Genomic DNA, 22,896 nt, shown 5'->3' on the forward strand with positions numbered 1-22,896 from the left:
CGCTCACTGCGCGGCAGCAGGCCACTGGGCGCCATCGGCTTCGTACCGGCGGCGGCTCGGCATCTCCTTCTCCGGGGATCAGGCGTCACACCATGCCGCCGTTGGCGCGCAGGATCTGGCCATTGATCCAGCGGCCCTGCGGCCCGGCCAGAAACGAGACGACATCGGCGATCTCCTCCGGCTGGCCCAGGCGTTCGAACGGCGCCATGTTGGCGATCGACTGGATCTGCTCCTCGCTCTTGCCCTCGAAGAAAAGCTCGGTGCCCACCGGCCCCGGCGCCACGGCATTGACGGCGATATTGCGGCCCCGAAGCTCGTTGGCGAGCACCTTGACCAGCCCTTCGACCCCGGCCTTGCTGGCGATATAGGCCCCGTAACCGGGGAAGGACTTGCCCAGCACCGAGGAGGACAATGCGATGATGCGCCCCCCTTCGCCCAGGGTCTCGGCGGCTTTCGCCATGACCAGCCAGCTGCCGCGCAGGTTGATCTCGAGCGTCCGATCGAGAATCCCCACGTTGTCGCTGGTCATCTTCGCCATCTGCATCATGCCGGCGTTGTTGACCACGACATCGAGCCGGCCAAACGTCGCCAGCGTCTGCTCGAACAGGCGCGCCACGGCGTCGGCATCGGCGATATCGGCCTGGACCGCCAGGGCGCGGCCACCCTTGGCTTCGATATCCGCCACGACTTCCTCGGCCAGCGCCGTGTTGCCGGCGTAGTTGACCACCACGGCGAAACCATCGGCTGCCAGTTGCAGAGCGATGGCACGGCCAATGCCGCGAGAGGCGCCGGTGACCAGCGCGACTTTCTGTTCGGGACTCGTCATGAGTCGACTCCTTGTCTAATTCGATGGATCGGCAGGTGCGAAACGAGGCCCGGCGAACGACGTCTTTCCGTCGCATCCACCAGGCAGCGAGAGCCAGTATTGGCATTTCCTAGGGCTGAACGAATCAACTGTAGCGTGAACCTCAGCCGGACGCCGGCCCGGCGCGGCGCCATTCGTCCATCAGGTCATCCAGCTCCTCGAAGAAGCTTTCCAGCACCAGATTGGGCGGGCGGCCCTTGCGGGTGATCAGGCAGTAGCTCGTCTCGTAGCCGAAAACGTCGGGACAGAGCTGCTTCATCTCGCCCTGCTCTACCCAGCGTTGGGCGAAATGGGTCGGCAGGAAGCCGATGTAGCTGCCCGTCAGTACCAGAAAGGCGACGCCTTCCCGGTCGGTGGCCGACGCCATCGGCTTGAGGCTTTCGTACGCCTTCCGGATCTCCGGCGTCTGGGCGTAGGACGGCACGACGGCGTCATATTCGGCGATTCGATCGGGCGCGGTGGGTCGATCCCGGAACAGGGGATGCCGGCTGCTGCAGTAGAGTGCTGACTGCTCTTCGTAGAGCGGCACGTAATCGAGGCCGGGGATCGCCTTGAGCCTGGGAACGACCCCGGTGTGCAGGCTGCCTTCGAGAACCGCCATCTCGATAGCGCCGGGAGGCGCCATGCGGATGTTGATGTGCACCCTGTCGCCCCTGGCCTTGAGGGCTCTCAGCGCCTCCGTGATGTGCATGTTGGGCATGGTGACGAGGTTGTCGGTAATGCCGATATTGAGTTCGCCGGTCAATTGGGAATGCAGCCCGTTGACGCAGGTGCGGAAGTCCTCCACCGCCGCCAGCAGCTGCATGGTGGCGTCGAAGACCGCCTGCCCTTCGCTGGTCAGTTGGAAGCCGCTGCGGCCTCGCTGGCAGAGCCGCATGGAGAGCCGTGCCTCCAGGTCGCTCATCGCCATGCTGATGGCAGCGCGGCTGATGTTGAGATCGACCTCCGCCGAGGAGAAGCCGCCGCATTCGACCACCTTGCGGAAAATGCGCAGCAGCCGCAGATCGACGTCTCCCAGCTGCCCCATCAGCGTTATCTTGCGTTGATTCATCAAGGCCCTCGCCCTCGTCACTGCCCGCTGCTTACCACTCAGCCCACGCCGCCGGAAACGGCCGATAAAGTTAAGCATTCGCTTTAGTGAAATTAAGCATACCGGGATTGTTTGACGCTATCCCCCTGGCTCACTCTTGGGCAAAGGCCGGCCGGGTCATCGCTCGGCGTCGCGCCGTTTCCGAGATTTCCATCGTCGATTGACGAACAAGAGTTTCCATCGTCGATTGACGAACAAGAGGATCGATTTCCCATGTCCGAGCAGCTGACTCACTTCGTCGACGGCAAGCGTGCCGCACTGGACTCGACGCGCACCAGTCCGATTTTCAACCCGTCCACCGGCCAGCAGTCCGGCGAGGTTCTGCTGGCATCGAAAGCGGACGCCGAGCGGGTCATCGCCTCGTCGCAGGCCGCGTTCGAGCAGTGGTCGGCGTTCTCCCCGCTCAAGCGCGCCCGGGTGCTGTTCAAGTACAAGTCGCTGCTGGAAACCCATGCCGACGAACTGGCCCGGCTGATTGCGCAGGAGCACGGCAAGGTGCTCTCGGACGCCAGGGGCGAGCTGACCCGCGGCCTCGAGGTGGTCGAATTCGCGTGCGGCATGCCGCATCTGCAGAAAGGCGAGCACTCGCTCAATGTCGGCCCCGGCATCGATTCGTATTCGATGATGCAGCCGCTAGGCGTGTGCGTCGGCATCACGCCGTTCAACTTCCCCGCCATGGTGCCGCTGTGGATGTTTCCGATCGCCATCGCGGCGGGTAACACCTTCGTGCTCAAGCCCTCGGAAAAGGACCCGTCTTCCACCCTGCGCATCGCGGAGCTGTTCAGCGAAGCCGGCCTGCCCGACGGCGTGCTCAACGTCGTCAACGGCGACAAGGAAGCCGTCGATACGCTGCTGACCGACCCGCGGGTCCAGGCCGTCAGTTTCGTGGGTTCCACGCCCATCGCCGAGTACGTCTACGCCACCGCCTCGGCCCACGGCAAGCGGGTACAGGCGCTCGGCGGGGCCAAGAACCACATGGTGATCATGCCGGATGCGGATCTCGATCAGGCTGCGGACGCCCTGATGGGCGCAGCCTACGGCAGCGCCGGCGAACGCTGCATGGCGATCTCGGTCGCCATGCCGGTGGGCGAAAAGACGGCGGAGGCGCTGCGCGAGAAGATTCTCTCCCGACTGGACGAGCTGCGGGTGGGCGAAAGCATCACCGATGGCCCGGATCACGACATGGGGCCGCTGGTCTCCCGCCAGCATCTGGAAAAGGTCAGCGGCTATATCGAACAGGGCGTCAAGGAAGGCGCCGAGCTGGTGCGGGATGGCCGTCGTCTCGACCACGGCACGGACGGCTTCTTCATCGGCGGCACCCTGTTCGACCACGTCAGGCCCGGCATGCGCATCTACGACGAGGAGATCTTCGGCCCGGTACTGGTCATCGCCCGCGCCGAGAGCTTCGATGCCGCGGTGAAGATGGTCAACGATCACGAGTTCGGCAACGGCACCGCCATCTTCACCCGGGACGGCGACAGCGCCCGCCAGTACTGCGAGCAGATCCAGGTCGGCATGGTCGGCGTCAACGTGCCGATCCCGGTGCCCATGGCGTTCCACAGTTTCGGCGGCTGGAAGCGCTCGCTGTTCGGCGCGCTGCATGTCCACGGCGCGGACGGCGTGCGCTTCTATACCCGCATGAAGACCGTCACTGCCCGCTGGCCATCCGGGCTGCGCGAGGCGACCAATCAGTACACCATGCCCACTCTCTGATACGGCGATCCGATCATGACCAACCGCGACACTTCACGAACCGGAACGGTGAACAACGACCACGTCAGGGCGCTGGACCGCGCCGGCGTCTTCCACTCCTGGTCCGCCCAGGGTGCGCTCCAGCCGATGGTGTTCAAGGGTGGCGAGGGGTGCCGCCTGTGGGACTACGACGGCCGCGACTATCTCGACTTCTCGAGCCAGCTGGTCAATACCAACATCGGCCACCAGCATCCCCGCGTGATCGAGGCGATCAAGGCCCAGGCCGACGAGCTCGCCACCATCGCCCCTGCTCATGCCAACCTGGCCCGGGGCCGCGCCGCCCGGAAGATTCTCGACCTGGCACCGGCCGGATTCAGCAAGGTGTTCTTCACCAACGCCGGCGCCGATGCCAACGAGAACGCCATCCGCATGGCACGCGCCGTGACCGGCCGGGAGAAGATCCTCTCCGCCTACCGCTCCTACCACGGCGGCACGGGGTCGGCGATCGCCGCGACCGGCGATTTTCGCCGCGTTCCCAACGAGTTCTCTCGCGGCCACGTCCGGTTCTTCAACCCCTTTCTCTACCGCAGCGAGTTCTGGGCCGGTAACGAAGAGGAGGAATGCCAGCGTGCGCTGCACCATCTCCGGCGCGTCATCGAGTGCGAAGGACCGGCGAGCATCGCCGGCCTGCTGCTGGAAACTATCCCCGGCACTGCGGGCGTTCTGGTGCCGCCGCGAGGATATCTCGAGGGCGTCCGCGCGCTGGCCGACGAGTTCGGCATCGTGCTGATTCTGGACGAAGTGATGGCAGGCTTCGGCCGCACCGGCAAATGGCTGGCGCTGGAGCATTTCGGCGTGGTGCCGGATCTGATCACCTTCGCCAAGGGCGTCAACTCGGGATACGTCCCGGCTGGCGGCGTGATCATCAACGAGCGTATCGCCAGCCACTTCGACGAGGAGATGTTCTACGGCGGGCTGACCTACTCCGGGCATCCGCTGGCGATGGCCGCGATCTGCGCCACGCTCGAGGTGATGGAACAGGAAGACGTGGTGGGCAACGCGGCCAGTATCGGCGAATCCGTGCTGACGCCGGGGCTGGAGCGGCTTCGGGACAAGCACGACATCATCGGTGAAGTGCGCGGCCTGGGCGTCTTTCACGCCATCGAACTCGTCGAGAGCAGGCAGAGCCGCGCCCCGCTGCCGGCTGCCGAGGTCGCCCGGCTCAAGCAGGGGATGATCGATCGGGGGCTTTTGCCGTTCGTGGTCGCCAACCGCATTCATGTGGTGCCGCCGTGCATCATCAGCCCTAGCGAAGCCCGGCAGGGGCTCGAGATCATCGACGAGGCGCTGGCGGGATGAACACCGGCAGTCTAGCCGGCCGGTTCTGGCAACAGTTTCCACGCCACCTCGACGAACCGGGTCACGCCGGCATCGCGGAAGTTGAGCGACGACTGAAGCACGTCCTTTCTCGATAGCGTTTCGAGCGTGTAGCGAGTGGCGTAGTGCTGCTCGATTTCGGCGGGCAGCACGGGAAACGGCGGGCCGTCCTTCTCGGCGGGGTCGTATTCGAAGGTGATCAACAGCTGCGGCGCGGCACCGGCCAGCGCCAGAATTTGCTCGGCGTAGCCGGGGCGCATGGCGGGCGGTAACGCCACCAGCGCGGCGCGGTCGTAGATCATGTCGACCGGGCCCAGTTCGGCGGCGGTCAATGCGAAGATATCGCCCTGAAAGACGGTCAGCCCCGCATGCTGCCAACGCTGGCCACCGCGCCACTCATCGATCGACGGTTCGACGCCGAGCGCCTCGAACAGCTGCGCCACCGCGATCTCGCTCAACTCCGCCCCGACGACGCGATGCCCCTGCTCGAGCAGCCAGCCGATATCCAGCGTCTTGCCGCACAGCGGCAGAAAGATGCGTGCGTTGGCCGCCAGCCCGAATCCCGCCAGATTGCGCTTGAGAATGGGGTGTACAAAGGCGAGATGAAAGCCGAGCTGGTCGTTCTCCCATCGCGCCTGCCAGAATTCGTGTTTCATGCCGTCATCCTCATCGCTCTAAACTATCGCCGCTCGAATCTATCTTCACTCGATCTATCTTCACTCGAATGCATCGCCGCTCGAATTCATCGCCTGGGCTCGTTTCGTTTGCCCCAGTGTTCTTGCACCGTCTGCTCTTGCTCTCTTGTGCCGCTTGCGTCCTCGTGCCGTTCGTCCTCGTGCTTCGTTGCCCTGGCGGCGCCGCAGATTCGACGTCACCAGCGCCGCATCCGCTCGGAGGCTTACTTCTTCTCTTCTTCGTCGGAACCGAACTTCGCCAGCGCGATCTGCATCCCCTGCACCAGGCAGTAGGTCACCCCAGCCAGCAAGGGCGCCAGAATCCAGGGCAGCCATCCTCCCAGCCTGCTGACCGCGAACACGACGCCGAGACCGGCGCCCACCGAGAGGAAATCGGTGGCCGTCCCGACCAGCATCACGTAGGAGCGCTCGGAGTCGTCCGGCCCCTCCGCCTTCAGCAGAGTAACCAGCATGTTCAACAGCGATACGCCGGCAACCGCCGACAGGGCGAAGCCGACCAGTTCGAGCGAAGACGGCTTACCGGCCGCCCCCGAGACGATGCCGTAGCTCACGGTGATCAGGATCGAGAAGCCAAAGGCCTGCGCATTGTCGCGCACCGAGACGCTCAGCCCGTGCAGATAAAGCTGCAGCCCCGAAACTTTCTTATCGCCGCCGCGCTTTCCAGACTTGCTCATGGCCGATACTCATGTGAGAGGGGCTGTATGTGAGAGAAACTGTAGGTAAGAGACGCTGTGTGAGGGAGCCGGGTCATCGGGGAAACCGATGACCGGCCTCTTATCTTAGGCCTCCCATCTCGAGGCGTCGAAACGAGGCCAATCCCTGTCGACGAAACCCTCATCGGGCTGAACCGACAGCGAACGAACCCGGCCGCTCACTGGAGCGTTTCACCGTCGTCCCCCGTCGCGTGGCCCCGGGCAATATCCCGGTGACTGATCACCACCACCTCCCTCGGCCACCATTCCGGGTGGTTGTCGCGAATGAACGTCAGCAGCTTCTCTCTGACACTCACTTCGGCGGCCCACCCCGAGAGCGGGTCGACCGTCATCAGGTAGCAGGTCACGGTCTGCGCCGGGCCGGTCTGGTCGGTCACGGCACAGAGCAGTTTGTGATGCTCGATGACGTTATCCTCCGCCTTGGCAAACTCGAGAAACTTCTCCCGCAGCAGCGAGATATCCGCGCTCAGGTGTAGCGTGAGCACCACGCTCCGATACTCCTTGGTACTCTTGGCGGAGAGATTCTCGAAGGCTTTCGAGGCGAAATAGGTGACCGGGACGATAAGGCGCCGCTCGTTCCAGAGTCGCAGCCGAATATGGGTATAGAAGATGCCTTCGACGTAGCACCACTGCCCTTCGAACATCACCAGATCGCCGACCCGTATCGGCTTCGCCAGCGACAGCTGGAACGATGACAGGATGTTGCCCAGCACGGCCTGCCCCGCCACGCCCACCAGCACCGCCAGCACGCTCGCCGATGCCAGGATCGACAGCCCCAGCGTCTCGAACAGCTGGATCTGGCCCAGCACGTAGATCGTGACCGCCGTTACCATGATCAGAATGATGATCCGACGCACCGCGTAGAGCGTGGTCAGCAGCTTGCGATCGTCCTTGGGCTTGGAGTCGTCGATCTGCCCGGCGAGACGCCGCGTCATCTTCAGCATCATGGTATCGACCAGACGCAGCGCGACGGCGCCGGTACCCCAGGCCAGGATGGCGATCAGCACCACTCGCATCGTGGTGGTCGCGACCGCCGAGAAGGAGACGACATAATCGAGCAGCGCGCGGGTCAACAGCGACATGACGATGAGCGCGACCGGGCCGCGAATCTGGGTGGCGAAGATGCTCGGCGAGCCGGAAGGCAGCCAACGGGTCATGACCTCGATCAGCCGATAGACGCCCTTGCCGATCAGCCCCACCGCCAGCAGCACCAGCGGAATGGCGATCCACTCCCAGATCCGCAGCAGGCCAAAGGGCTTCTTGAGGCTATCGGGAATGTGGCGCTCGAAAGCCGCCGGGCCGTACTCCTCGTAGAGCGCCGGAATTGCCGCCACGCTCTCCGGCATGATCAGCCAGACCGGCTCCTCTTCCCCGACCCGATATCGCCCCAGGCGGATATCGTAGGCATCCCCGTCGGCCTCGAGGGCAGCCAGCTCGATGTCCCGGCGCGGCTGGCCGGCGTTGGGGGTCTTCCCGGTGGGGTCTTCGACGGCGGCGTCCTGCCGGCCGGAGAGACGGGAAATGCGGATCGATTCGCCGCGCTGGAAAATCTCCGAAAGCTGACGGGCCAGCTCGGCACCCCGCTCGCGTTGGTCCGCCGGAGTCAGATCGGCGAGATTGAGGATATGCGCCGCCGCCTCGAAGTCGCCCCGGTCGGTCATGTCCCGAAACGTTCGCATCGACTCCCGCGGCGTCCTGAGAGCGACGGATTCCGGCGCCTCGCCAAGCCCGGTGTTCAACGAATCCAGGGGATACCAATCCTGCTCGCCACTTTCTTCCTGCGCCTGCGCCAGACACAGGCTGGAAACCAGCCCAATCGTTGCGGCCAGCAGCCACCGCCGCCATGCGTCCATTCTTTTCATCCGTGCTTCACCGGTCCAGTGGATCGTCCTTGTATACCATCCGGGGGATCATGCCGCCTCTGCCGGAGTGCGTCTTTCATCCGAATCAAGCGTCTATCATTCGAATCAAGACAACTCGTGCGAATCAAGACAGCAGACGGATATCGGAGTCGGCTATCCGGCCGAGGTTCCCTTACCCTCCCGCCGTCATGACACGGCAAGCGCCGTTTGTGGCCACTGGATGGGGGGACGACTTCGCCCTCTCATCATAGTCCGGCGGAGCGACGGCGGCCGCTGAAAGCCAGCGGCGTCATCGTTTGGGTGAAGACGCGCCACGTCGTCTAGACTCCAGCCACGGGGACAGCATGTCCACATCGGGATGACGCTCTCGTTACCGGAAGACTTTCCCGTTGCCAAGGAGATTCGCCCGATCGAGGACGATGCTGGAGCGAACCTCACGACTCAACCGCAAAAGGAGCTTGCCGTGTCTGCCACCGCCACTGCCGAACGACCGATCCGGAGCGGGCCGAACCCGCTTCATGGAATGTTGCTTGCCGGCGCCTTTCCGCTCTTCCTGGGTGCCGCGTTGAGCGATTACGCCTACTCCACGACCTTCAACATCCAGTGGACCCATTTTTCCTCCTGGCTGATTGCCGGCGGCCTCGTGTTCAGCGGCTTCGCCCTGATCTGCGCGCTCATCGGCATATTCCGCCCTGCAGGTAGCCGCGGATTGTCCATCTTCTACTTCTTGCTGCTGCTCGTGACCTGGATCCTGGGTTTCATCAACGCGTTGATTCACGCCAGGGACGCCTGGGCCGCGATGCCCATGGGCTTTACGCTTTCGATCGTCGTTGCCGTACTCGCCTTCGCCGCGATCTGGATCGGATTCACCAGCCGCAAGACCGGAGGTCAGTCATGACATTGACTCGCATGCGCTACGCCGCGCCACTCTCGCTGCTCCTGCTCGCCGGTGGTGCCACCGCCGCCGAAGAGAACCCGCAGTACGGCCCCAATCCCGATCTGCCGGAGCCGCAGCGCGGCCTGCTGCCCAACATGGCCGTGCCCGAGCAGGCACCGTGGGGCGACCTGAAGCCCACGGTCCCCGACGGCTACACGATCACCGCCATCGCCACCGACCTGAAAGTGCCGCGCCAGACGCTGGTGCTGCCCAACGGCGACATCCTGGTGGCGGAAGGCAAGGGTGGCGGCAACGCCCCGAAGTCGCGGCCGAAGGATTTCATCGCCGGCATCATCAAGTCGAAAGGCACCACCTCGGTCCAGGGCGGCAATCGGCTCACCCTGCTGCGCGATGGCGACGGTGACGGCACGTTCGAAGAGCAGACGGTGTTCGCCGAGAACCTCAACGCCCCCTATGGCCTCGCCCTGGTGGACGACGAGCTCTACGTCGCCAACCAGGATTCGCTCGTCCGCTTCGACTATCAGGAAGGCCAGACCGAAGCCAGCGGCCCGCCGGAACTGGTCACGCCGCTGCCCGCGGAGATCAATCACCACTGGACCAAAGCACTCACTGCCAGCGCGGATGGCGACTATCTCTACGTCGGGATTGGCTCCAACAGCAACATCACCGAGCGCGGCATGGCGGCGGAAGTGGATCGTGCGGAGATTTGGGAGGTCGATGCCGAGACCGGCGCACATCGCGCCTACGCCACCGGCGTGCGCAACCCCACCGCGCTGACCATCCAGCCGGAGACGGACCAGCTCTGGGCCGTGGTGAACGAACGCGACGAACTGGGGCCGAACCTGGTGCCCGACTACCTCACCTCGATTCAGGAAGGCGGCTTCTATGGCTGGCCGTACAGCTACTGGGGCCAGCACGTCGACCCGCGGGTGAAGCCGGAGAACCCCGAGCGAGTGGAATCGGCGATCTCCCCCGACTACAGCCTCGGCTCGCACCGCGCGCCGCTCGGCGTCGACTTCTCCAACGAGGCCGTGGGCGGCGAGTTCACCAATGGCGTCTTCGTCGGCGAGCACGGCAGTTGGAACCGTTCGGACCTCGCCGGCTACAAGGTCGTCTTCGTTCCGTTCGAGAACGGCCAGCCCACCGGCGATCCGGTCGACTTCGTGTCCGGCTTCCTGACCGACGACGGCAAGACTCGCGGCCGCCCTGTCGGCGTCACCGTCGCCCCGGATGGCTCGGTGATCGTCGCCGACGACATGACCAATGCGGTCTGGCGGGTGACGCGGGATGACGCAGATTCGTCGCAGGCCATGAGCGACGATCCATCCCCGACCTCAACGGGCGATGCTGCTTCGCCTGAAGGCGAATCCACGATGTCTGGCGATGAATCCGCCGCAGCCGAGGATGGCGCTGCCACGTCAGACGACAATGCCGCCACCGCCGGCGACGAACCGGCCGCAACCGAGGGCGAGACCAACACCGCTCCCTGAACATGATCGGCACGGCATAGCGTCATGCAGCGATGGCGCAACGCAATGCCCCGATGGATTTCTCCATCGGGGCATTTTTTTCATCACTCGCGGACGCTAGTTCAAAAGAATAGCCCGATGTTGGCCCGTTGCCTCGAACGCAGCGTAAAACCAGGGTGTCTATCCCAAAGGCCCTAGCCAGAGCGCCTGTCCAGAGGGGCTATTCCAGAGGGGCTATCCAAAAAGGTCTATTCAGAGATTCTATCCGCCGCAGCGTTCATTCGACAGTGAGTACGATCTTGCCCTGGACATGGCCCTGGGCGGCACGTTCGTGGGCCTTGCGAGCGTCGGCAAGCGAGTAGGTGCTGTCCACGACGACGCGGATCGACCCGTCGTCGAGCAAACGCCCTACTTCCTTCAACTGGGCTCCGCTCGAGCGGACCTGGGTTGCCGAGACCGTGATGCCCAGCGTCATGGCTTCCTCGGCGCCGTCGAAGCCCAGCGGGTAGATCGGGAACAAGGCGCCGCCGCGCTTCAGCGTGCGCAGGAAACGACCGGTGGTCGGGCCGCCAAGGGTGTCGATGACGAGATCGATGTCGTGAGCGACATCTTCGGGTGGCGTGCTGGCGTAATCGATGAATTCGTCAGCCCCGAGTTCACGCAACAATGACTCATGCCTGCCAGAGGCCACGGCGATGACGCGCGCGCCCTTCTGCTTCGCGATCTGCACCGCAAAGTGCCCTACCCCGCCTGCAGCCCCGTTGATGAGCACCGTCTTGCCTTCGAGCGGCACCGGCTGATGCCGGTTCGCTTGAAGCGGATTGGATTCATCGTGACCCAGTTCGACCATGAACTGCCACGCGGTGAGCAGCGACATCGGCGCGCCGGCGGCCTGCACGTGATCGATGCCGGCAGGTTTGAGCGCGACTTCCGACACCGGCACGCTGACGTACTCGGCGTAGGCCCTGCTTCCCCCGAACATGCCGCGGGGAAAGCGAACCAACGAATACACCTCATCACCAACGGAGATGTTCTTAACATCATCGGCGACTGCGGCGACGACACCCGAGACATCCGTACCCAGAATGAGCGGAAAATCCACCTGTGGCTGCCATTCAGGCGGCAGCAACTTGTAGCCCTCGCGCAGGTACCAGTCGGGCGGGTTGAGGCCGACCGCGTGAACGCGAACGAGCACTTCGCCCGCCTGTAAGCCGCCGATAATCATTGATGGAATCGCACCAGAATATCTTTCACCGACTCCACTCTGGAATCCGTCATGATCGAACTTCTGAGCGATAGGATATGGGCGTTCACATGAGTCCGGTAGGACGCGTAATCACCGATGACGGCATGAGGAATCCAGAAGGCTTCGATGATATCGAAGCGCTCATCGAAGATGACTGCAACCAGCACATCGAAGTCATTCGATGCATAGTTTCGGATCGCGCTTAGCTGCCATGCCTTGTCACCTGGCGTGACGCGTCGCCCTTTTATCTGGACACGCAGCTCATCATCAATCCCAGCTTTTCTGACTCCATCGTATCCCGCTTTCGAATTCGTCTGGAGATCGAGCTGGAAGGCACGGGCCACCAGCCATTCCGTATAATCGCCCAAGGGATTGTTATTCGTCCTGACGATATTTCTCGTCCTGAGCTCATCCGTTGCCGATGCCTGCAACTGTAGAAGCTCTTTAACCGTCAGGTTCATTAACTCCATTGCACGACCTTCATCAACCGGCACAAACGGCGGGATTGAACGTAGGCATTCGAATTCTTTACAGCCGGTGACTTTATCACCGGCCTGGGGATTAAGGCGCTGCTGATTTGGCTCATCTCTTCGAGCTAATGGCCGACCCAGTCTTCCGGATAAAAGGGCCTGTGAAGATTCCGCCGGGCATCATTCCGCGAAGGCCGCCCGATTCCTTCCCGCCTGCTTCGCCTGGTAGAGCTGCCGGTCGGCGCGCTCGATCAGCGCCGCGGCGTCGGGATCGGATGCATACGCCATCGCTCCGCCGATGCTGACCGTGACCTTGCCGACCACGTCAAACGTGGCGGCGGCGATACCTGCGCGGATATTCTGGGCAGCCTCCTGTGGGCCTCGGTCGTCTTCATCGCAGGGCAACACCACGGCAAACTCTTCGCCACCGTAGCGGGCCACGAAATCCGTTGCGCGGGTATTGAGCTGCAATAGTTGGGCAAGCCGGATCAGGACGTCATCTCCCGTGGCGTGACCATAGGTGTCGTTGATGCTCTTGAAGTGGTCGGCGTCGATCAGCAGCAAGGCGAAGCCGCGGTTCGTCCGTCTGAAAAGCAGGCTGCACTCTTCCAGCTTTTCATTCAGGCACCTGCGGTTGTGCAAGCCGGTGAGCGCGTCGTGGGTGGCCAGTTGCAGCAGCTCGGCATTGGCCTGCGTGAGAGCCACGGTCCGTTGCGCGACGGTGGCCTCCAGGGACGCGTTGGCCTCCTGCAGCTCCCGTTCCTTGTCCAACAGGGAGTCCGTCATGCTTTGCAAGGAGTGCCCCAACTGCGAGATTTCCCGCACGGGATGGTGCAACGGGAAAGACACGCCAGCTCGATGGGCCTGTACCTGCCTGGCGGCACGTGCCAACTGTTCGATCGGTCTGCTCAGGTTCCGCGCCAGGTAATAGGCCACCGCAGTGAAAAGAAGTGCGGCAAGCACACCCAATCCCAGCAGCTTGTAGAGCAGGTGGTGCGCCGGGCGCAGAGCGGTCGCCAACGGCTGTCGGACCATGATCGACCAGGAGAGACCGGAATCGGGAGGCATCGGCACCGGCGCGACGCTGCTCACATACTCCTCGTCCGCTGACCAGGCCGGCTCCTCGGCGGCATCTCGGAGCAAAGTCTGCTGCTGCCCGGCAAGCTTTTTGGGATACAGGATCAGACCGTCTTGGTCGACGATCAGCACCTGCATGTCAGGAGTCGTATCTGCCCAGAACATGGCAGATTCTACGATCGAAGTCACCCAGCTCCAGTGGGCATGCGCGCCCAGGACACCGATGACCCGGCCCTCGCTATCGGTGATCGGCGCAGCGAAATCAATGAAGCGCAGAGGCTCGCCGTTGGCATTGGGCGGCAGCATCTGGGCCAGCAGCAGAGCTTCATGAGGCTCCCCCGTGTAGGGGCCGCGCAATCCGGCCTGAAACCAGGGGCGGGCTTCGACCGACTGACCAAGCAACAAGCCATTGACGGCCTGGCGCACCCGGCCGTCGGTATCGGCAACGCCCATCCAGGCATATTCGGCGCGGGACCGACTGCGCAGCTCCATCGACCGCAATATGCCGGAATCGTCCAGATCGCCCCGCACCAAAAGAGGATTGAGTCAAGGCCGGGTTGTCATGCAGGCAGTTTGGCTGCAAGCAGTTCGACCTTCTCGATATTGGGCGGAGAACTGAGCAAGGTCGCGGCGTTGGCCATCAAGGCCGCGGCGATCTGGCCGTTCAGATGTGCCTGGCGACCTGCCTCATCGGCAAAGGCATCGAACACACCGAACGTCGAAGGGCCAAACTTCAATGCGAACCAGGCAGTGGTGCCGGACTCTGCGTTGGCGAGTGGCAGTGCGCTGGCCAGGAAGTCGGCAAGCGCAGCCTCCTGGCCGGGTTTGGCTTCGAGGCGAACAAACAGGGCGAGCTTGGTCATGCTGTAATCCTTGGGGTAAATGGAAAAGTGGGTGAAGGGATCGACGAGACAGCAGCCTAAGTCTTCATGATAGACATCTCTATAGGCAATAATGACAACATTGATATCATTGTTGCCATGAAAATCCACATCCTTGTTTGTGATGGCGTGTTTGATCTGGGGCTTGCGGCCCTGACTGACACCCTTGGCTTGGCCAACGCAATGGCGGGCTCGCTGCCACAGGCTCCCGCGCCCATCGAGATCACGCTGGTGGCCGTGCGGCGTCGCATCCGGACTGCGCAAGGCTTGACGGTCCCCGTGGTCACTGCGCGTGGTGTGCCAGAACCAGACGTCGTGCTCGTGCCCGCGTTTGGTGACAAGATGCCTGACACGCTCTCGGCTCGGCTCACACGCCCCGACGTGCCCGATGCGGTCGCGGCGCTACAGCAGTGGTCCACGGCTGGCGCGCACCTTGGTGCCGCTTGCTCCGGTAGTTTCTTGCTTGCAGAGAGTGGCCTGCTTGATGGGCATCGTGCGACGACGTCATGGTGGCTGGGGCCGATGTTTCGGCAGCGCTATCCGAACGTCACGCTGGACGAGTCACGCATGATCGTGAACTCGACACGCTTCACTACCGCGGGTGCCGCTTTGGCCCACCTCGACTTGGCCTTGCGCATCATCCGGGAGCGCAGTCCGGCGCTGGCGGCCCTGGTGGCACGCTATCTGCTGGTCGAGGCACGCAGTTCGCAAGCCGAGTTCGTGATTCCCGACCACCTTGCGCATGCCGACCCAATGGTGGAGCGCTTCGAGAGCTGGGCCAGACGTCGGCTCGCGCAGGGGTTCTCGCTGGCGGAGGCGGCCAGCGCCGCGGGCACAAGCGAGCGCACCTTGGCGCGGCGGCTGCAAAGCGTTTTGGGCAAGACACCACTGTCGTATTTCCAGGACCTGCGCGTGGAGCATGCCGTCCATCTCTTGCGCAACGGAAACGCCAGCGTCGACCAGGTCGCCACACAGGTCGGGTATTCGGATGGGGCGACCCTGCGGGCCCTGCTGCGCCGCAAGCTGGGTCGGGGTGTCAGGGAGTTGCGACGCGGCGGATGACCAGAGGCGTTTGGTATATGTACGGCTGGAGACCGCCGCGAAACTGACGCAGGCCAAAAGGCGCATTTGGACAAACTGACAAAACTACTGCCCGCCACGGCGCGCAAGCTCCAGTTTGACCCTGGACAAAGTTTTGCTGGCAATGCCGTAGTTGAGCAAATCAATGATTGAGCAACGCTGTGCCCTGACGATGCGGCGGCTCACCGTCCCCGCGCTAGCTGACAGAGCAATTCTGCCGACAGCATGGGGGAGCAGCTACTTTTTCAACAGAGTCGGCCAATAGCGGTCATCAGGGCTGGCTTGAGTCGGGGCCGAAGGATTACGCTCTCAGCCCCATAATTGCTGGTCAGACAGTTACCACGATCTTGCCGATCTGCTGATTGGCTTCAAGGAAACGATGGGCATCCTGGATGTCGCTAAGTGCGAATGTCTTTGCGATGATCGGGCGCAACGCACCGGACTTCAAACCTTGCAGAATAAAAGCCTTCGCTCTCTCCAGGGCTTCAGGGTCGGCCACAATCTCTGCGTAGAGATAACCCTTCAAAGTCAGGCTTTTGCCCAGCACGGTAAACAGTGGGAATGGTGTCGCTTCAGAGCTGAGTGCGCCGTACACCAGCAAAATTCCGCCCCGCGCCATGCTCTGCGTGAGAGGTTCGAAGGACGGCCCGCCTACAGGATCGAATACAACGCGAGCGCCTTGACCGGCAGTTATCGTCATAACACGCTCGACGACATCCTCTTCATCGCTGACGATGACATGCGCAGCGCCTGCATCAAGCAGGGCTTGCTTCTTCGCCTGAGTTCGAGTGATCGCAATCGATGTGGCGCCGACCATTCGAGCTATTTGGAAGGCGGCCAAGCCAACACTGCTTGACGCGGCGGTAACGATGACAAAATCGCCCTGCCGTAGCTTCGCCTGTTCAATCAATGCTCCCCAGGCGGTGACGTACTGCATCCAAGACGCCGCAGCCTCTTCAAAGGACAAGTTCTCAGGGCTCTTTACCACCAGGTGGGCTGGTACATTGGCCAACTCGCCGTAGGTGCCCCAGCGAGCAATATCCAAAGGTGGGATCAGAGCGACCGAGTCACCAATAGTGATCTCGGTTACGTCGCTCCCAACTGCCGTTACGATGCCTGCGGCCTCGTAGCCTAAGCGGCTGGGGAACTCCGCTTCTTGTAGGTATGCGTGATTGCGGAACATCACTTCGGCTCGGTTCAAGCCAATAGCTTTAACCCCGGCTTATTCATGAGGCCGGCCCGAAAACGAAGATAGCGGATGGTATTCTCTTGAAAATTCAGTGTGTTCCGCCAAGAATCTGAACCAAGAGAGCCATCCGCTATGGGTGAAAGCCTATCCACCTGGACGCCCTCATGCAACGGCGCTGTCCGTGTTGAGCTGAGCGGCCAGCGCACTACCAGCGACAGCGGCGCTCTGCTGTTGCGTGAGGCCCTCGACAACAGCGGCGTGATTGAGGCGCTGGAAGACAATCTGGTCGATCGACGCCACCCGCTGCGCATCCTTCATTCGCTGGCCAGCCAGTTGCGTACCCTGGTGCTGCAGCGTGCGATGGGCTGGATCGACCTCAGCGATACCGACACGCTGCGCCGTGATCCGCTCTGGCAGCTGGCCTGCAGCGATGCGCGCGGGACAACGCCCCTGGCCCAGGACCGGCCCTCTCAAGCCACGCTGTCGCGGCTGCTGACCTGCCTCGGGCGCTGCGACAATATCGATGCCGTGCACGAAGGCCTGCTGCGACTGGTGATCTGGCGCCTGACCGCGCTGAAGAACGGCGAGCGCCCCAAGCAGCTGACGCTGGACATCGACGGCCTGCCGATCGAGGTCCACGGCCACCAGGGCGGCTCGGCCTATCATGGCCTGTACGGCGCGCGGATCTATTCACCGCTGGTCGCCTCGCTGGCAGAAACCGGCGACATGGTGGGCGGCCTGCTGCGCGAGGGCAACGCCGGCCCGGCCGAGAACGCCGACACCTGGATCCCGCATCTGGTGCGGCGACTCAACGAGAGCACCGGCGCCCAGGTTCGGGTGCGCATCGACGCCGGTTTCACCGACAACGCGACGCTGGAGGCCCTGGAAGAGTGCGACATCGAGTACCTGGGCCGACTGCGCAGTCACTCCGGCCTGCAGAAACTGGCGGCACCGCACCTGAAGCGGCCACCCGGCCGGCCACCCGAGCAGCCTCGCGAGTGGTGCCACGATCTGGAGTATCAAGCGGGCTCTTGGTCGGCACCGCGTCGCGTGGTGCTGGTGGTGCAGGAACGCCCCGATGACCTGCTGCTGCATGCCTTCTTCCTGGTCACCAACCTCGGCAAGTTCGACTGGCCGCCGGAGAAGGTCCTGGCGCTCTACCGCAAGCGCGGCAGCGCCGAGGCGCACATGGGCGAGGTGAAGTCGGCGCTCGACGTGCACCTCTCGTCGACCGATCGCGGCGCCTCCACCGTTCAGGACGTGATGGCACGCAACGAGGTGAGCCTGCTGCTCAGCCTCTACGCCTACCAGGTCCTGCATGGCCTGCGCTGCCTGCTGGAGCGGCAGACCCGGCAAGGCTGGAGCCTCAGCCGGATGCGCGAGCAGGTGCTGAAGGTCGCCGCCACGCTGAGACTGCACGCTCGGCGAATCACCGTTCATCTGGGTGCCGCCGCCGACAAGTGGTGGCCGACGCTGCTGAAGGGGCTGCCGAAGCTGACCGCACTGAGCTGACGCTTCTGCGAGACCACCACAGCATCAGAAAGCGAGCGACCGGAGCGGCGGGCGGCGATCACGGCTGCTTGGACGGTCGCCATTGATTCCAAAGAGCTATAAGGAAGCGGGGAAATTTCAGCGTTTTGGCATTACTCAACAGCTATTCGCGCTGAAGAAGCCGATCCTGATAAGCGATGCCACCAGTCAGTACCTTCAGACCGCTCAATCAGCACCCTCGTGAATGAGGCGGGTTAACACTAATCTGCACCTCGTTTGCTGCTGGTGCCGATACTTCCAGATCCTCCAGCTTCAGAACGCTGGCGTCACCGTATTCATGAATTCTGACAATGCGTGCCATATAGATACCTCGTTTATCAATGGGCCTCGACGTACATCCGGAAAGTATCCGGGCACTCGAAAGGTAACAAAAATTGTAACTATTCAGGTCACGCTGCCTGATCCAGGCCGTCCCGACGCATGAATTCGGGCACTTCACCGGCAAACAACTGTTCCAGTGCGGTGTGCGCTGCCAGGCCCTGCTTGACCGCCGTCGAGAGGAAGCTGCGCATCCGGCAGAAGATCTCGGCACCTTCCCAGGAGCGGAAACAGCCTGAAATCTTCTGCTGGACCTTGGTCATCCGCAGGTCACGCTCCCCTTGGTTATTGGTGAAGGGCGCGGCGGGGTCGTCGAGGAAACGCAGCACGTCGTCCTCGTACGCCTGGAGACGTTCGAGCAGGTTACGTGCCTTGGTACGTTTGGCACGACCGCGCTTTCCCGGTGGTGGTGGGATCGGTGGCGGACACTCGGTCTCACCCTCTGTCAGGCACTGCCGATAGCGGACTCGCCAGCGTTGCGCCTCTTCGGGCGAGAGCGTGCCACCGGCAGCGTCAACGGCCTGATGCATCTCCAGCAGCAGATCATGCAGCGCCTTGGCCCACTTTTGGTGGTCATTTTCCCAGGCCGCAGTCAATTCACGCAGGTGATGGGCGTTGCAAAGTGCGTGGCGGCAATCCGCGTAGCGGTAGTAAGGCTTCCAGTGATCATGCACCAGCACCCCCTGGACATAGGGCAGGATGCCGATGGCATCCATGGCCTCCTGACCTCGCTTGGCGTGAGGCGCCAAGTAGGTCAGGGCGTCATTCGAGGCGCTGTGCAGCCAGTAGCGCTTGCCGCCGACCTGCATCCCGGTCTCGTCGGCATGCACGGTCGCGGCTTGCCTCAGCGCCGGGATCGCCCACTCGGCAAACGCCTCGGCGCGCTGATAGGCCTCTTGATTGAAGGCGAACAGCGTGCCGGTGCTCAGCGATAGATCGCACTGTGAGGCCAGCAGCGCCTGGATGCGGGCATAGGGCAGCAACTGATACTGCGAGAGATAGACGACATGCGCCTTGAGACGTGGGCCATACTGGATCGGGCGGGTCACGCCGTCGGGAAACGGCGCCACATGGCGCCGCCCGAGATCGTCCTCCAGCACCTCGGCGCGATACTCGGTGACGACGGCCTGGATCACGATGTCTTGCACCTGGCGCGTTTCGATGCCGACCGAGCGATAGGTGCGCCCTTTGGGCAAGGTGCGGCGATCGACGCGCAACGACACGATCTCGTCGGGATCGGTGACCGGCGCCAGCGTCTTGCCTTCGTGACCCGGTTGCCCGCCAGGGCGACGCTCGCCCTTGGCCCGGGAACGGCGTTGGCGGTTGGGGTCTTGTGACGGCGGCTTGCTGCTGTTGCGGCTGCTGGTGGCCAGTCGGTCGGCCATCAGCTTGACCAGCAGCATCAGCACGTCGATGGCAGCACGCAAGGAAGGCGAGACCGTGTGGTCTTCCTTGAGCTGCTGCCGGACCCGTTCCAGGGCCTCGTCGACGTTGATATCGCTGATGGTCATGTCACCGCATAGACGTGCCGAAGGATCAGGCACACTATGCCAAAAAAATCAGGTGGTTGGCGACATGCCATCCGCAGCCACCTGAATAGTTACCAAAAATTTAGTCATTGGTTGGCGCTAAATAATGGCCTACGACGGCGTATTACTTGGCGGCTGTCAAAGTATGAAGACCTGTAGCCATGGCGCATCCTCCTGATGAGGGCTGAAGAATGCACCATGACTTCCTGGGTCTGCATACCTAGATTCTTTCTTGCAGCGCCTTGAAGAAGGCATCGATATTCTCATCGTGGCGTTTGTAGTAGGTCCAGGGGCCGATCCGCTGCGATGTCACCAATTGCGCGCGCTGTAGAGCTGCGAGATAAAGCGATGTTGTTGACTGCGAGAGGCCCGTGCGCTCTTGGATGATACTGACGCACACGCCTACCGTTTCTGGGTCGACTTCCTGCTCGGGAAAGGCTGTCCTGGGCTCCTTGAGCCAATTAAGGATAGTAAAGCGCATCGGGTTCGCCAATGCTTTCAGGGCTTCGTTGACGTCAATAGTCATGAATTTTTATACCTATTCTTTCGATATCTGGATATCTTCCTGATTCGCGCATCAAATTGGAAGGCTTCGCCATGATCTCTGCGCGCCAGCCCGTCGCAATGACGGGCTGGTTTGGACTGGAATCCTATTGTCCTGTCAGGTAGGACTATCGGGCACCTGTGCGCCGAATTGCGGGACGATATGTTTGCCAAGTTCCTCGATAACCTCTGCTGCGGGGCGTTTACCATACTTGAGGTTCAGGATGACGTGATCTACACCGATTTCCTGAAGTGTATCCAGCAAGGCCAGAAGGTGGTTACGTCCCAGTCGGAATCCTAGATGGATAGGCGTCGGCGGCGTGGATGGGTTTTCGTCCAGGTCGATATACAGCGATTGCAAGAACGGCTTGTAGATAGCGCCACATTGTTTAACCGTTTCCTGTCGCCAATCTTCCACGATGAGTCGCTGCATTTTTGGCGGGCGTGGATAGTTGATCCATCCATGGCTTTCACGCGCGATCCAATCGAGCGGCTGGCGGCTGTGTCCGGTTACGAATAGCGGTATTTCCCGAGTCGTAGGTTTGGGAACGAGATCGGCCCCCAGTAACTCGCCGTGACTCCAGCGAATGGGCTCGAAGTGTGTTCGATGGGCTTGGCGTATCACATTGAGGTTTTCTTGAAAGGTCTCGCCGCGCTTTTCTGGATCAACGCTGAATGCGGGAAACTCCACGGGACGATCGCCAGAGGCTACTCCCAGGAGCAAGCGACCTCCGCTCAACTGATCAATGCTCGCTGCGGCCTTTGCCGTGTGCAAGGGATTACGCAAAGTAAGGGCGATGGAGGCGGTGCCTAGTGCGATTTTTGTTGTATGGGCTGCCATGTAGCCCAGATACACCCAAGGGTCGAAAACCTGGCCGACATCGCCGAAGCTTGGGTCCCTGAGTGGGACGTCGCGAAACCAGAGCGCCGAAAAACCAAGTGCCTCTGCACGTTTGGCCAGCGCGACCTGATCTAGCATGCTCGGTGTATCACCTTCGAAAGCCTCCAGGGGAAAGAACAGCCCAAGGCTTAGATGACCCTGCCTGAAGGTTCGTTTGAATCCCCTATGCTCTTGGTAGGGGATCGTGCTCGGTTGGTACATGCTTAACTTCCTCGGTCAGCAAACGCTGAGCCACGCCCCTGAGTTATGGGGCGTGGCTCTGAGCGTTTAGGATTTGTAAGTCGGGTAGTCGGTGTAGCCCTTATCGGTACCGCCGTACATGCTGCTTGGATCAACTGGGTTAAGCGGCCAGTTGTTGGCGATACGAGCGGGCAGGTCGGGGTTCGCAATGAAGGGGCGGCCAAAAGCGATCAGGTCGCCCCAGCCAGCTTTTATCACGCGATTTCCTCGTTCAGCGGTGTACTTGCCGGCATAGATAATCTTGCCGCTGAAGGTCTTACGAACAGCTTCCCGGAACGTCTCAGGCAGCTCGGGTGCGTTTTCCCAATCGGCTTCGGCGAGCGACAGGTAGGCAATGCCCACTTCCTCGAGGATCTTCACTGCCTCGATGTAGGTTTGGTGAGGATCTTCTTCGACCAGACCAAGGTAGACGCGGTCTTCGTCTGTGGTCGCGAACAGCGGGGCGAAGCGAACGCCAACGCGCTCCTTGCCGACGACACCAGCAACGGCGAGGGTGATTTCGCGCAGGAAGCGAAGACGGTTCTGCAGCGAACCGCCATATTCATCATCACGCTGGTTGGTATGCGCCGAAATGAACTGGTTTACCAGGTACCCATTCGCGCAGTGAAGCTCCACCCCGTCAAAACCTGCGTCCAAAGCATTTCGGGCTGCTTGGGCGTAGAGCTCAACCAGTTCCTTTACCTCCTTGGTGGACAGGGCTCGTGGGGTCGAAGGGTCGGCCAGTGTACCCGTGCCGGGGCCAGTTTCGATGAACACCTTGACGTTGTCCGCGCGGATGGCTGATGGCGCGACGGGCGCTTCACCACCGGGTTGCAGCGATGTGTGCGACACGCGGCCCACATGCCAAAGTTGAGCAAAGATCACCCCTCCTTCGGCGTGAACAGCGTCGGTGACCTTACGCCAGCCTTGTATCTGTTCCGGGCTATGAATGCCGGGTGTCCAGGCATAACCCTGTCCTCGGGGTTCGATCTGTGTGCCCTCGGTCACCATGAAGCCAGCACCGCTGCGCTGACGGTAATAGGTGGCCATTAGGTCGTTCGCAATATTGCCGGGTTGGGAGCTGCGCGAACGCGTCAGTGGCGGCAGAACGATACGGTTCTTGAGGGTGTATGGGCCCAGCTGAGTGGTTTTAAAAAGTTCTGAGTGTGTCATTTCATTTACCCGCATATCTAAAATATTCGATTCTGTAAGTCAAAAAAACATGGATCAA

General features: G+C 62.1%; 20 protein-coding genes. 6 read left to right on the forward strand and 14 right to left on the reverse strand.

The features are described from left to right. Nucleotides 1–85: 85 nt before the first annotated feature. Both ACWHY3_RS14355 and ACWHY3_RS14360 read right to left on the reverse strand, forming a co-directional pair. Nucleotides 86–826 (reverse strand): SDR family oxidoreductase, encoded by a 741-nt coding sequence (locus ACWHY3_RS14355; RefSeq protein ID WP_448126837.1) that lies wholly within the window; start codon nt 824–826, stop codon nt 86–88. A 142-nt stretch (nt 827–968) separates the two neighbouring features. Continuing rightward, nucleotides 969–1,916, reverse strand: coding sequence for a LysR family transcriptional regulator (locus ACWHY3_RS14360; RefSeq protein WP_448126838.1), 948 nt, complete (start codon nt 1,914–1,916; stop codon nt 969–971). A gap of 252 nt (nt 1,917–2,168) precedes the next feature. Here ACWHY3_RS14360 and ACWHY3_RS14365 point away from each other — a divergent pair, with 252 nt between their 5' ends. Further along, entirely contained in the window at nt 2,169–3,668 is a 1,500-nt protein-coding gene (locus tag ACWHY3_RS14365; protein WP_448126839.1) for a CoA-acylating methylmalonate-semialdehyde dehydrogenase, read from the forward strand. Between the two features lie 15 nt (nt 3,669–3,683). Beyond that, nucleotides 3,684–5,006 (forward strand): aminotransferase class III-fold pyridoxal phosphate-dependent enzyme, encoded by a 1,323-nt coding sequence (locus tag ACWHY3_RS14370; protein ID WP_448126840.1) that lies wholly within the window; start codon nt 3,684–3,686, stop codon nt 5,004–5,006. An 11-nt stretch (nt 5,007–5,017) separates the two neighbouring features. Here the strand turns inward: ACWHY3_RS14370 and tmpT are convergent, their stop codons facing one another. From tmpT to ACWHY3_RS14385, 3 genes are all read right to left on the reverse strand, one after another. Next, nucleotides 5,018–5,680 (reverse strand): thiopurine S-methyltransferase, encoded by a 663-nt coding sequence (gene tmpT, locus ACWHY3_RS14375; RefSeq protein ID WP_448126841.1) that lies wholly within the window; start codon nt 5,678–5,680, stop codon nt 5,018–5,020. Nucleotides 5,681–5,922: 242 nt separating this feature from the next. Continuing rightward, on the reverse strand, nt 5,923–6,393 hold the full coding sequence (locus ACWHY3_RS14380) for a hypothetical protein (protein WP_448126842.1): 471 nt from the start codon (nt 6,391–6,393) through the stop codon (nt 5,923–5,925). 197 nt (nt 6,394–6,590) lie between these two features. Then, nucleotides 6,591–8,294, reverse strand: a complete 1,704-nt coding sequence (locus tag ACWHY3_RS14385) for a mechanosensitive ion channel family protein (RefSeq protein WP_448126843.1) — start codon at nt 8,292–8,294, stop codon at nt 6,591–6,593. A gap of 463 nt (nt 8,295–8,757) precedes the next feature. Between ACWHY3_RS14385 and ACWHY3_RS14390 the strand changes: the two genes are divergently transcribed. Both ACWHY3_RS14390 and ACWHY3_RS14395 read left to right on the forward strand, forming a co-directional pair. Further along, entirely contained in the window at nt 8,758–9,192 is a 435-nt protein-coding gene (locus ACWHY3_RS14390; protein ID WP_256961105.1) for a DUF2231 domain-containing protein, read from the forward strand. Then, nucleotides 9,189–10,682 carry a PQQ-dependent sugar dehydrogenase gene (locus ACWHY3_RS14395; RefSeq protein ID WP_448126844.1) on the forward strand — a complete coding sequence of 498 codons (1,494 nt, stop codon included), beginning with the start codon at nt 9,189–9,191 and terminating at the stop codon, nt 10,680–10,682. Before ACWHY3_RS14390 ends, ACWHY3_RS14395 begins: the two co-directional genes overlap by 4 nt. Before the next feature lie 256 nt (nt 10,683–10,938). Here ACWHY3_RS14395 and ACWHY3_RS14400 read toward each other — a convergent pair whose 3' ends face one another. The 4 genes from ACWHY3_RS14400 to ACWHY3_RS14415 all read right to left on the reverse strand — a co-directional run bounded on the left by ACWHY3_RS14400 (nt 10,939) and on the right by ACWHY3_RS14415 (nt 14,317). Beyond that, nucleotides 10,939–11,886, reverse strand: a complete 948-nt coding sequence (locus tag ACWHY3_RS14400) for an NADP-dependent oxidoreductase (protein WP_448126845.1) — start codon at nt 11,884–11,886, stop codon at nt 10,939–10,941. Then, entirely contained in the window at nt 11,883–12,377 is a 495-nt protein-coding gene (locus ACWHY3_RS14405) for a DUF6998 domain-containing protein (protein ID WP_448126846.1), read from the reverse strand. The genes ACWHY3_RS14400 and ACWHY3_RS14405 overlap by 4 nt, the downstream gene beginning before the upstream one ends. Before the next feature lie 180 nt (nt 12,378–12,557). Next, complete coding sequence (locus ACWHY3_RS14410) at nt 12,558–13,946, reverse strand: sensor domain-containing diguanylate cyclase (protein WP_448126847.1); 1,389 nt, start codon at nt 13,944–13,946, stop codon at nt 12,558–12,560. Nucleotides 13,947–14,014: 68 nt separating this feature from the next. Then, entirely contained in the window at nt 14,015–14,317 is a 303-nt protein-coding gene (locus ACWHY3_RS14415) for a putative quinol monooxygenase (RefSeq protein WP_007182542.1), read from the reverse strand. A gap of 66 nt (nt 14,318–14,383) precedes the next feature. On the opposite strand from ACWHY3_RS14415, the gene ACWHY3_RS14420 reads away from it, so the two are divergent. Continuing rightward, a complete protein-coding gene (locus ACWHY3_RS14420; protein WP_448126848.1) occupies nt 14,384–15,397 on the forward strand; it encodes a GlxA family transcriptional regulator in 1,014 nt (337 codons plus the stop codon). A 346-nt stretch (nt 15,398–15,743) separates the two neighbouring features. Here ACWHY3_RS14420 and ACWHY3_RS14425 read toward each other — a convergent pair whose 3' ends face one another. Beyond that, the gene (locus ACWHY3_RS14425) at nt 15,744–16,622 is read right to left on the reverse strand and encodes a zinc-dependent alcohol dehydrogenase family protein (protein ID WP_448128168.1); all 879 of its coding nucleotides are present in this window, start codon (nt 16,620–16,622) and stop codon (nt 15,744–15,746) included. A 114-nt stretch (nt 16,623–16,736) separates the two neighbouring features. Between ACWHY3_RS14425 and ACWHY3_RS14430 the strand changes: the two genes are divergently transcribed. Then, nucleotides 16,737–18,116 carry an IS1380 family transposase gene (locus ACWHY3_RS14430; protein WP_399590022.1) on the forward strand — a complete coding sequence of 460 codons (1,380 nt, stop codon included), beginning with the start codon at nt 16,737–16,739 and terminating at the stop codon, nt 18,114–18,116. Nucleotides 18,117–18,544: 428 nt separating this feature from the next. Here the strand turns inward: ACWHY3_RS14430 and tnpC are convergent, their stop codons facing one another. From tnpC to ACWHY3_RS14450, 4 genes are all read right to left on the reverse strand, one after another. Beyond that, nucleotides 18,545–19,984, reverse strand: coding sequence for an IS66 family transposase (tnpC, locus tag ACWHY3_RS14435; RefSeq protein WP_023004967.1), 1,440 nt, complete (start codon nt 19,982–19,984; stop codon nt 18,545–18,547). Between the two features lie 238 nt (nt 19,985–20,222). After that, on the reverse strand, nt 20,223–20,528 hold the full coding sequence (locus tag ACWHY3_RS14440) for an ArsR/SmtB family transcription factor (protein WP_339807494.1): 306 nt from the start codon (nt 20,526–20,528) through the stop codon (nt 20,223–20,225). A gap of 135 nt (nt 20,529–20,663) precedes the next feature. Continuing rightward, the gene (locus ACWHY3_RS14445; protein WP_448126849.1) at nt 20,664–21,647 is read right to left on the reverse strand and encodes an LLM class oxidoreductase; all 984 of its coding nucleotides are present in this window, start codon (nt 21,645–21,647) and stop codon (nt 20,664–20,666) included. Between the two features lie 66 nt (nt 21,648–21,713). Next, a complete protein-coding gene (locus tag ACWHY3_RS14450; RefSeq protein ID WP_015275826.1) occupies nt 21,714–22,838 on the reverse strand; it encodes an alkene reductase in 1,125 nt (374 codons plus the stop codon). Between the last annotated feature and the right edge of the window lie 58 nt (nt 22,839–22,896).

The sequence above is a fragment of the Salinicola sp. NYA28a genome, assembly GCF_976982775.1.

Excerpts from the sequence above, each read along its gene's own strand:
- ACWHY3_RS14365 (WP_448126839.1), top strand. The coding sequence starts at position 2,169 with ATGTCCGAGCAGCTGACTCACTTCGTCGACGGCAAGCGTGCCGCACTG.
- ACWHY3_RS14380 (WP_448126842.1), bottom strand. The coding sequence starts at position 6,393 with ATGAGCAAGTCTGGAAAGCGCGGCGGCGATAAGAAAGTTTCGGGGCTG.
- ACWHY3_RS14395 (WP_448126844.1), top strand. The coding sequence starts at position 9,189 with ATGACATTGACTCGCATGCGCTACGCCGCGCCACTCTCGCTGCTCCTG.
- ACWHY3_RS14450 (WP_015275826.1), bottom strand. The coding sequence starts at position 22,838 with ATGACACACTCAGAACTTTTTAAAACCACTCAGCTGGGCCCATACACC.
- tmpT (WP_448126841.1), bottom strand. The coding sequence starts at position 5,680 with ATGAAACACGAATTCTGGCAGGCGCGATGGGAGAACGACCAGCTCGGC.
- ACWHY3_RS14360 (WP_448126838.1), bottom strand. The coding sequence starts at position 1,916 with ATGAATCAACGCAAGATAACGCTGATGGGGCAGCTGGGAGACGTCGAT.
- ACWHY3_RS14355 (WP_448126837.1), bottom strand. The coding sequence starts at position 826 with ATGACGAGTCCCGAACAGAAAGTCGCGCTGGTCACCGGCGCCTCTCGC.
- ACWHY3_RS14405 (WP_448126846.1), bottom strand. The coding sequence starts at position 12,377 with ATGGAGTTAATGAACCTGACGGTTAAAGAGCTTCTACAGTTGCAGGCA.
- ACWHY3_RS14440 (WP_339807494.1), bottom strand. The coding sequence starts at position 20,528 with ATGACTATTGACGTCAACGAAGCCCTGAAAGCATTGGCGAACCCGATG.
- ACWHY3_RS14430 (WP_399590022.1), top strand. The coding sequence starts at position 16,737 with ATGGGTGAAAGCCTATCCACCTGGACGCCCTCATGCAACGGCGCTGTC.
- ACWHY3_RS14370 (WP_448126840.1), top strand. The coding sequence starts at position 3,684 with ATGACCAACCGCGACACTTCACGAACCGGAACGGTGAACAACGACCAC.
- ACWHY3_RS14385 (WP_448126843.1), bottom strand. The coding sequence starts at position 8,294 with ATGAAAAGAATGGACGCATGGCGGCGGTGGCTGCTGGCCGCAACGATT.
- ACWHY3_RS14445 (WP_448126849.1), bottom strand. The coding sequence starts at position 21,647 with ATGTACCAACCGAGCACGATCCCCTACCAAGAGCATAGGGGATTCAAA.
- tnpC (WP_023004967.1), bottom strand. The coding sequence starts at position 19,984 with ATGACCATCAGCGATATCAACGTCGACGAGGCCCTGGAACGGGTCCGG.
- ACWHY3_RS14420 (WP_448126848.1), top strand. The coding sequence starts at position 14,384 with ATGATAGACATCTCTATAGGCAATAATGACAACATTGATATCATTGTT.
- ACWHY3_RS14415 (WP_007182542.1), bottom strand. The coding sequence starts at position 14,317 with ATGACCAAGCTCGCCCTGTTTGTTCGCCTCGAAGCCAAACCCGGCCAG.
- ACWHY3_RS14410 (WP_448126847.1), bottom strand. The coding sequence starts at position 13,946 with ATGGAGCTGCGCAGTCGGTCCCGCGCCGAATATGCCTGGATGGGCGTT.
- ACWHY3_RS14400 (WP_448126845.1), bottom strand. The coding sequence starts at position 11,886 with ATGATTATCGGCGGCTTACAGGCGGGCGAAGTGCTCGTTCGCGTTCAC.